Origin of the sequence: Streptomyces europaeiscabiei (genome assembly GCF_001550375.1) — a bacterium.
GTDB lineage: Bacteria > Actinomycetota > Actinomycetes > Streptomycetales > Streptomycetaceae > Streptomyces > Streptomyces europaeiscabiei.
Window position 1 is genome coordinate 1 of record NZ_LRTR01000022.1, and the last position, 8,566, is coordinate 8,566.

Here is an 8,566-nt window from a genome sequence, read left to right on the forward strand (position 1 = left end):
GCGAGGCGCCCGACGCGCTCGCCGACCGGCTCGTCGCCGCCTTCGCGGTGAGCGAGGTCCCGGCTCTCGGCGGAGCGCTGGAGGCGGCCACGGACGTGTCCGCCGACTGGGGCCGGCACGCGCCCGTGGTGTTCGAAGCCGCCGAGGAGGGCTCTCTCCTCGCCCACCGGGTGATCACCGAAGGAGCCCGCGCGCTCGCTTCGCTCGTGGCACGGCTCGCCGCCCGCGGGGTCACCGTGGACGACGTGGTGGTGGCCGGCGGGACGATCCTCTCCAGGCCCGCCCTGTACTGCGCATTCGCCGAAGCGCTCTTGGACGCTGTACCGTCCGCGCGACCGCATGTGCTCCAAGTGCCTCCGGTCGAAGGGGCGTTGGCACTCTCACGTACTCTCCTCCGACCGGTCACCCGCTGATCACCGTCCGGTCGCCGACCGGACATCGACCGGTCATTCGTCAACCACACGCTCAGCCCGCACCCGATCATCACCTCGCGAAAGGAGCGGCGCTCCATGCCGTCATCTGCCGGGCACCACGCTCTCAACCGCCGCGTCTTCCTCAGGAACTCCCTCGGCGTCTCGGCCGGCCTGATCGCCGCTCCGACCCTCGCGAACCTGTGGCAGGCCCCCGAGGCCAAGGCCGCCACCGCGTTCGCCGCGTTCGTCGACGACTACACCACCAACATCACGGCGAACCAGACCGCCGAGACCAACGCCGTGGTCCGCGCGCTCGGCGGCTTCGCCGAGATCTGGAAGACGGGAGGCGCCTGGAACACCGGCACCCCGCTGATGCCGGAGATCCTGCGCGACAACATGCGCTACTGCGCGCGCCTCACCGGCCGCCGTACGGAGGCGCAGGCCCGCGAGGCGTTCGTCTACGACCGGCAGCACCAGAGCTACGCCATGATCGAGGCGCTCGGCCCGCTGGCCGGGCTCTACCGCTCGGGTGCCAAGGCGGTCACCTCGATCACCGCCGCCCCCGACGGCATCCCGGCCGGCAAGATCAACGACGCCGTGCCCGCCGGCGCGCCCGCCGGCTCCGCGCTGGGCGCCGGCTCGTACGACTCGGACCTCGGCCAGGTGGCCAGACTCGTCGACACCGTGCGCGGCCCGTTCGCCTCGGGCAACCCCGCCAAGTTCACGTTCCAGTACCCGCGTCCGTGGCGGATGAACGAGGACAGCGAGGTCGTCGACACCGGCACGACGGACGAGCTCGGGTTCCCCGTCTACGACTCCGACGTCGTCGTCGTGAAGCAGCTCCTGCGGCAGCGCGGCGAGAACCCGGCCGAGGACGGCGGTTTCCCCAGCGGCCACACCAACGCCTTCCACCTGGCGGCGCTGGCGTTCGCGTACGCGGTCCCGGAGCGCTTCCAGGAGATCGTGACCCGCGCCTTCGAGCTGAGCCACACCCGGATCATGTCCGGCATGCACTCCACGGTCGACGTCCTCGGCGGCCGGGTCATGGCCACCGCGCTGGCCGCCGCCGCGCTCGCCGACCCGAAGAACGCCGCGCTCAAGGCCGCCGCGCGCAAGCAGGCCGCCGAGTACTTCCAGGCGAGGACCGGCACCACCGCCGACACGCTGTTCACCTACGCGCACTCGGACGCCGACGACCGGTACGCCGACCGCCTCGCCAACGCCCGTGTGGTCGAGCCGAAGCTGACGTACGTGCTGCGCCGACGCGGCGGTGCCGAGGGCCTCACGGTCCCGAAGGGCGCCGAGGTCCTGCTGGAGACGCGCCTGCCGTACCTCGACGCGGCGCAGCGGCGCGAGGTGCTGCGCACGACGGCGCTGCCGTCCGGGTACGTCCTGCTGGACGGCTGGGAGCAGTGGGGCCGGCTCAACCTGTTCGCGGCGGCCGACGGCTACGGCGTCTTCGACTCGGATGTCACCGTCACGCTGGACGCCGCGCGCGGCGGCTTCGACGCGGCCGACACCTGGCGCAACGACATCGACGGCTCGGGGGGTCTCGTCAAGCGGGGCAGCGGTTCACTCACCTTGGCCGGCGCCAACCGGTACAAGGGCGACACCGTCGTGGAGGCCGGCGTCCTCGCGGCGGGCTCGACGGAGGCCTTCGGCCGCGGTGACCTACGGGTGAAGGGTGGCACGCTGGCCACGGGCGACCACACCGTCCGCGTACGCGGCGACTACACGCAGGCCGGTGTCCTCGACGTGACCCTGGACCGGGGCACCGACCCGGCCCTCGCGGTGGACAGGCGCGCGGTCCTGGAGCGGGGCAGCAAGCTGGTGGTCCGCTTCGACGCCGAGCAGGCGCCGCGTTCCGGCGACACGGTGGCGGTCGTCGATGCGCGGTCCCTGGAGGGCCGGTTCGCCGAGGTCTCCGTGGCCGTCGAGGGCTGGACGGCCGAGCAGGTCTTCACCGCACACGGTGTGTCGGTCCGCCTGCGGAAGCATTAACTTCCCTCGCCGGTAAGGCTGTTGGGGGTGGCGCAAGCCGCCCCCAACAGTCGTTCACGGGCTCGGCGGCAGGGCCTGCTCGGCCCAGATGGTCTTGCCCGCGCCGCTCGGGCGGCTGCCCCAGCGGTCGGTGAGCTGGGCGACGAGGAGCAGGCCGCGGCCCCCCTCGTCGAAGCTGCGGGCCCGGCGCAGATGGGGTGAGGTGCTGCTGGCGTCGGAGACCTCGCAGATGAGGGTGCGGTCGCGGATCAGACGCAGCTGGATGGGGGCGCCGCCGTAGCGGATGGCGTTGGTGACGAGTTCACTGACCACGAGTTCGGTGACGAAGGCGGCCTCCTCCAGGCCCCAGCGGGTGAGCTGGTCGGTGGCCAGCTTGCGCGCGCCCGCGACCAGCGACGGGTCGTCGGAGAGGTTCCAGACGGCCACCTGTTCCGCGTCGAGAGCACGGGTACGGGCGAGCAGCAGGGCCACGTCGTCGGCCGGTTTGTCGGGCAGCAGCGCCTTCAGCACGGCGTCGCAGGCGCTCTCCAGACTGGCCACCGACCCCCGCAGCGCCGCGCCCAGGGCGGCGGTGCCCGTGTCGACGTCACGGTCGCGGGCCTCGACCAGACCGTCGGTGTAGAGGGCCAGGACCGATCCCTCGGGCAGCGCCAGCTCCCGCGCCTCGAACGGGAGTCCACCGACACCGAGCATCGGTCCCGCCACCACCTCGACGACCTCCACACTGCCGTCGGGCAACACCACCACGGGCGGCACATGCCCGGCCGAGGCGATCGAGCAGTTGCCGTCGACCGGGTCGTACACCGCGTACAGACAGGTCGCGCCGATCTCCCCGTCGCCCGTGCCGTCACCGGCCGCGAGATGCTCGACGAGGTCGTCCAGGTGGGTGAGCAGTTCGTCGGGCGGCAGGTCGACGTCGGCGAGCGCCCACACGGCGGTGCGCAGCCGGCCCATGGTGACGGAGGCCTGGATGCCGTGGCCGACGACGTCCCCGACGACCAGCGCCACCCGGGTGCCGGACAGCGGGATCACGTCGAACCAGTCGCCGCCCACCCCGGCCTGCGACAGCGCGGGCAGATAGCGGGAGGCGAACTCGACGGCCGCCTGTCCGGCGACCGTCTTCGGCAGCAGGCTGCGCTGGAGCGCCAGCGCGGTCGTGCGTTCCTTCGTGTAGCGGCGGGCGTTGTCGACGCAGACGGCCGCCCGGCTGGAGAGTTCCTCGGCGAGGGACATGTCGTCCTGGTCGAAGGCGTCGGGGTGCTCGGGCGTCAGGATGCGGACGAAGACGGCCACACCGAGGGTCGTGCCACGCGCGACCAGGGGTACGGCCATCAGGGACAGCTCGTGGTCCTCGGCCTCCTGGAGCTTGGCGGAGCGTGCGCCGTGCCGCGCGAACCAGGAGTCGAGGGAGGCGTCGCCGGTGCGGGTGAGCACGGGCTCGCCGGTGAGCAGGGCGAGGGCGGGCGGCGAGGTGGGCGGGTAGACATCGGCGGAGCCCAGGCCGATCGCCGCCTCCGGGACACCCGGCGTACGGGAGTGATGCGCGGCCCGGCGCAGTTCCACACCGTCGTCCACGGGGACCGTCTCGGGTTCCTCGCCCCGGAGCACGGACTCCAGGAGGTCGACGCTGGCGAAGTCGGCGAGCCGGGGTACGACCAGTTCGACGAGTTCGCGTGCGGTCTGGACGACGTCGAGTTTGGTGCCGATCGAGCCGGCGGCCTCGTTCAGCAGGGCGAGGCGCTGGCGCGCCCAGAACTGTTCGCTGCTGTCGAACGCGGCGAGCGCGGTGCCGATCAGCTCTCCGGAGTGGCCGCGCAGCGGCCACATCTCGGAGGTCCAGGCGTGCATGCGCCGACCGGAGGGCGAACGGGTCCAGCTCTCGTAGCGGACCGGTCGCCCGGTCTCCACCACGATCTCCAGATGGCGCAGGAAGCCCTGGCTGTGCTCGGCGTCCTCCACGGTGTCGGGGAAGTACCGGTGCCGGAACTCCTCCTCGGGCTGGCCCATGACCTGGCACGCCCAGTCGTTCATCCGCAGGTAGCGCTGCCCGGTGTCGAAGACGGACATGGACATCGAGGCCTGTGTGAAGGCCAGCTCGCCCAGCCCTCGCTCGGCCTGATTCGGTGTCGCGGTGACGACGAACCTCCGCCGCTCGCCTTCCGCGCCCCACAGCGGGCACATCCGCAGCGCCACCTTGTGCCGCCGCCCGTCCCGGTAGCGCAGCTCCACGACCGTGTCGCCGTGCGTCAGCAGCGTCCGCCACACCGTCGGCGCGTCCCCCTCGACGAGGTCCGCCGCCGGCCGCCCGGTCACGTCCCCGGCGGTGTACCCGGTGAGCCGCCGGGCTCCCGGACTCCACCCCGCGACGAGGCCGCGCGCGTCGACGACCGCCATCGCCTCACCGGCCGTGGCAGCCCGCGGCGCGCCGGACGCCTTCGTCACCATATGGCCAGGATGGTCCGTCCGAGGCGGGGCAACAACCCGGGCACGCCCGTGACGTGTCGGGACGGCGCCCCGCCGTGCGACTAGAGCGGGGTGCGGGATTCGAGGTCCTGGCGGGTGTCGTTGCCGTAGACGCCCGTTTCGTCGCCCCGGATGCCGTACCAGAGCTGGAAGCGCGCCACCGCCTCCTTCAGTACGCCGTCGTACTGGCCCGAGGTGGAGCCGTTGTCGTAGACGTTCGGGATACGGAGCAGCCGTTGCTGGAGTTCGGCGACCTGGGGGCCGCTGTCGCCCACGCGGAGGGTGCCGGGGCCGTCGGGGTCGGCGCCGTCGTTCCCGGCCGGGGCAGAGGTCGCGGGTGCCGACGGGGTCGGCGTGGGGGTGACGGTGCGTGCTTCCTTCTCCGTGTCGCCGCCGGGCAGCAGGAGCGCGGCACCGAAGCCGATCAGGGCCGCAGCGCCGATGCCGACGACCACTGCGGCGCGCTTCAGGCCGGATCCGCCGCCGGGCGCCTGTCGCCGCCGCCGGCGCAGCTGTCGCCGCTCACCGCGCGTGACCGTGTCCGAGCTAAAGTCCTCGCCGACCATGACCGGGGGCAGTTCCTCGGTCTCGTACTCCGTCCGGGGCAGGATCCGCTCGGGAGCGGACTTCGCCTCCGGTACGGGTGCCGGTGCGGGAGGCGGTGTCGGTACCGCTGTCGGTGTCGGTACCGCTGTCGGTGGTACGGCGACCGTCTCGTACTCGTCGTCCGGGGCAGTGGCCCCCTTGAACTGCTCGAACTCACGCAGCAGCTCGGCCAGGGCCTCGGTCCTGCGTCGGCGCATGACGTAGGTCGGCTCGATCGTGGGTCGCTTCGCCGTCCGGCCCGGTTCGGGCGGTTTCGACACGCTGTTCTCCTTCCGTGCACGCGGTCTCCCGCCATCCCCGAGAGGAGATACGGGAAGCCGGGCCGGGAGGTTCAGCTCACCCGGCGCTCACGGGGACGGCCGGGAGCACGGCGACGACCTCCCAGCCGGGTCCGTCCTCGCGCGGCCGGGCCTCGATCCGGCCGCCGAGCGCGGTGACCCGCTCGGTGAGACCGACGAGGCCGAAGCCGCCGCCCCGGGCCGCCTCCGGCAGCCGGGCGCCGCCACGTCCGTCGTCGCGCACCGAGACCTCCAGATCACCATGGGCGTGGCGGAGGGCGACGGTGACCTCGGTGGCGTCGCCGGCGTGCCGTCGGACGTTCGTCAGGGCCTCCTGCACCACGCGGAAGGCGGCGGCCTGCACCTCGTGCGGCAGGTCGTCGGGGACGGCGGGGTCGTGGTCCAGCACGGCCGCGCGTCCGTCGACACCGCCGACGCCGTCGAAACCGCGCACCAGCTCGTCGATGCCGGCCAGGTCCCCGACCGGGCGCCGGTCGGCGGTGCGGCTCTCGTCCTCGTGGTCACGCAGGACACCGACCGTGCGGCGCATCGAGGCCAGCGCCTCGGTCGCGGCCCGCTGGATGCCCGCGAGGACGGGATCGAGACGCTCGGGTTCGGTGTCGGCCATCATCCGCGCGACCTGTGTCTGCACCAAGATCCCGGTGACGTGGTGGGCGACGAAGTCGTGCAGGTCGGCGGCCATGGCGAGGCGTTCCGCCCGGCGGGTCTCGGTGACGACCTGGGTCCTGCGGTGGTCCAGGGTGCGGAGATAGGCGGCGACGGCGGCTGTGACCCCGCCGCACAGCAACAGCACCGCGGTCACGCCGAGGACGCCGACGTCCGGTTCGACGGCGGAGTACGGCAGCGGCAGCGCGAGCAGCACGAGACCGTCCAGGAGTCCGCAGGCCAGCGCCCAGCCGGGCGGGCAGGTGCGGACGGCGACGACCAGCAGGCACAGCAGCACGATCGCCTGGCCCGGGCCGAAGCCGCCCTTCTCCTGGGCCACGAGCAGGGTCACCACGTTCGCGGCGGCGGCGAGCGCGGGGACGCCTGTCCGTATCTGCGGGGTCAGCCGGGCGGGTCGGCGGCGCTCGGGCCACAGCAGCGCCGTGAGGCCGATCACCAGGGCGAGCAGATGCAGCCAGAGGTAGGCGGTGTCCTCCTCCGTCCCCAGGATGAGGAAGTCGGACAGGCAGGCCAGGAACAGGGCCACGATGCCGCCCACGCGTACGCAGCCCGGCTTGGCCGGGCGCACGGGCCGTCCGCCGCCGCCCGCAGGTTCCTTGGTCTGAAGCACGAGGTTCACGCGGATCACAGTAGGCAGCTCCGGTGGCCCCCGTATCGGCCGTACGGCTGAGGGAGCGCGTCCGGGGGCCGTGAAGCCTGGCCGTTCGGCCGAGGCGGGCGCCCCCGCCGCCGGGAGAGGTTGGGTGCCGCACCCCCACCTCTCTCCACCGGGAGCACCTCATGGAACGCAAGCCTCTCGTCCTCGCCGGCGTCGCGGTGACGGCCGTGGCCGTCGGCGGCGGAGTACTCACCTACGCGATGAGCGGTACGGAGTCGACCACCGGGCTCGACAGGTTCACCACCGTGACCGTGGACGGCCACAAGGCCCTCAGCGGGAAGATCGTCGCAGGCCGCACCTCGGCGAAGTACAGCCCGCTGCCGTGGATCGGCGGTGGCACCTCCATCGTGAAGTGCCCCGACCTCAAGGCCGTGCCCGGCACCGAGGTGACGTGCGCCGCGAAGGACGGCGACGGCAGGGACCTGTCCATTCCCGTCACCGTCGTCGAGGCCGACGCCTCCAGCGTCACCTGGAAGTTCGAGCGCGTCCAGCCCGACCGGAAAAGACCATCATGAAACGCCAGGAACCATCATGAAACGCTAGGAACCACCAGAAATAATCAGAAAAGGATCCGCCACCCTCATGAGCACCGTCCTGGCCGGCAACGGCCTCATCAAGAAGTACGGCCCCACCACCGCCCTGGCCGGGGTGGACGTGGCGGTCGCCGAGCGCGAGTCCCTCGCCATCATGGGCCCCTCCGGCTCCGGCAAGTCGACCCTCCTCCACACCCTCGCCGGGATCATCCGCCCCGACGACGGCCAGGTGCTGCTGCGTGGCGAGCGTATCGACCACTGGGGCGAGAACAAGCTCAGCGCCCTGCGCCGCAAGCGCTTCGGATTCGTCTTCCAGTTCGGCCAGTTGCTGCCCGAGCTGCCCGCCGAGGAGAACGTCGCCCTCCCCCTGATGCTGGAGGGCGTGCCCCGCCGTCGGGCCGTGCAGCGGGCCCGCCGCTGGTTCGCCCCGCTGGGCCTCGCCGGCCTGGAGCACCGCCGCCCCGGCCAGCTCTCCGGCGGCCAGGCCCAGCGCGTCGCCATCGCCCGCGCCCTCGCCGTCGAACCCGACGTCGTCTTCGCCGACGAGCCCACCGGCGCCCTCGACCGGTCCACCGGTGAGGAGGTCGTCCGGCTCCTCACCTCGGTCACCCGCGACCAGGGCGCCTCCTTGGTCATGGTCACCCACGACGCGGAGGTGGCCGCCCACTGCGACCGTGTCCTGCGGGTGAGGGACGGCCTGGTGAACGGCTACAGCCAGTACACGGTGGCGTGAGCGCCCGGTAGGGGCGCGGGGCCGCATCGACATGCGGCTCCGCCGCAGGGCAGGGGCGCGACGAGCTGGAGCCGGACGCCGCTGCGCAAGGCGACGGCTGCGCAAGGCGACGACGGAACGGACCCGGGACCCCGCCCGACCCACGCCCCACTCGCCCCGCCCGCCCCCCCCCCCCCCCCCCCCCCCGGGGTCCC

6 protein-coding genes and 1 pseudogene are annotated in these 8,566 nt (G+C 72.9%); 4 read left to right on the forward strand and 3 right to left on the reverse strand.

Annotated features, from left to right (window positions below; all coding sequences use genetic code 11):
- Together AWZ10_RS00845 and AWZ10_RS00850 are read left to right on the forward strand one after the other, a co-directional pair.
- Nucleotides 1-413, forward strand: a pseudogene (locus AWZ10_RS00845) (ATPase); the annotation flags it as partial.
- A 96-nt stretch (nucleotides 414-509) separates the two neighbouring features.
- On the forward strand, nucleotides 510-2,414 hold the full coding sequence (locus AWZ10_RS00850; protein WP_060890188.1) for a phosphatase PAP2 family protein: 1,905 nt from the start codon (nucleotides 510-512) through the stop codon (nucleotides 2,412-2,414).
- 54 nt (nucleotides 2,415-2,468) lie between these two features.
- On the opposite strand, the gene AWZ10_RS00855 is transcribed toward AWZ10_RS00850, so the two are convergent.
- The 3 genes from AWZ10_RS00855 to AWZ10_RS00865 all read right to left on the reverse strand — a co-directional run bounded on the left by AWZ10_RS00855 (nucleotide 2,469) and on the right by AWZ10_RS00865 (nucleotide 7,067).
- A complete protein-coding gene (locus AWZ10_RS00855; RefSeq protein WP_046706638.1) occupies nucleotides 2,469-4,859 on the reverse strand; it encodes a SpoIIE family protein phosphatase in 2,391 nt (796 codons plus the stop codon).
- Nucleotides 4,860-4,939: 80 nt separating this feature from the next.
- Nucleotides 4,940-5,743 carry a peptidoglycan-binding domain-containing protein gene (locus AWZ10_RS52820; protein ID WP_060890189.1) on the reverse strand — a complete coding sequence of 268 codons (804 nt, stop codon included), beginning with the start codon at nucleotides 5,741-5,743 and terminating at the stop codon, nucleotides 4,940-4,942.
- Between the two features lie 76 nt (nucleotides 5,744-5,819).
- Nucleotides 5,820-7,067: a sensor histidine kinase gene (locus AWZ10_RS00865; RefSeq protein ID WP_060890191.1), complete on the reverse strand. Its 1,248-nt coding sequence runs from the start codon at nucleotides 7,065-7,067 to the stop codon at nucleotides 5,820-5,822.
- Between the two features lie 161 nt (nucleotides 7,068-7,228).
- Here AWZ10_RS00865 and AWZ10_RS00870 point away from each other — a divergent pair, with 161 nt between their 5' ends.
- Both AWZ10_RS00870 and AWZ10_RS00875 read left to right on the forward strand, forming a co-directional pair.
- Entirely contained in the window at nucleotides 7,229-7,621 is a 393-nt protein-coding gene (locus AWZ10_RS00870; protein ID WP_060890190.1) for a hypothetical protein, read from the forward strand.
- 67 nt (nucleotides 7,622-7,688) lie between these two features.
- On the forward strand, nucleotides 7,689-8,372 hold the full coding sequence (locus tag AWZ10_RS00875) for an ABC transporter ATP-binding protein (RefSeq protein WP_046706635.1): 684 nt from the start codon (nucleotides 7,689-7,691) through the stop codon (nucleotides 8,370-8,372).
- The last annotated feature ends 194 nt before the right edge of the window (nucleotides 8,373-8,566 follow it).

Bases quoted from the DNA above. Each gene is read 5' to 3' on its own strand.
- AWZ10_RS00850 (WP_060890188.1), top strand. From the start codon at position 510: ATGCCGTCATCTGCCGGGCACCACGCTCTCAACCGCCGCGTCTTCCTC.
- AWZ10_RS00855 (WP_046706638.1), bottom strand. From the start codon at position 4,859: ATGGTGACGAAGGCGTCCGGCGCGCCGCGGGCTGCCACGGCCGGTGAG.
- AWZ10_RS00870 (WP_060890190.1), top strand. From the start codon at position 7,229: ATGGAACGCAAGCCTCTCGTCCTCGCCGGCGTCGCGGTGACGGCCGTG.
- AWZ10_RS00875 (WP_046706635.1), top strand. From the start codon at position 7,689: ATGAGCACCGTCCTGGCCGGCAACGGCCTCATCAAGAAGTACGGCCCC.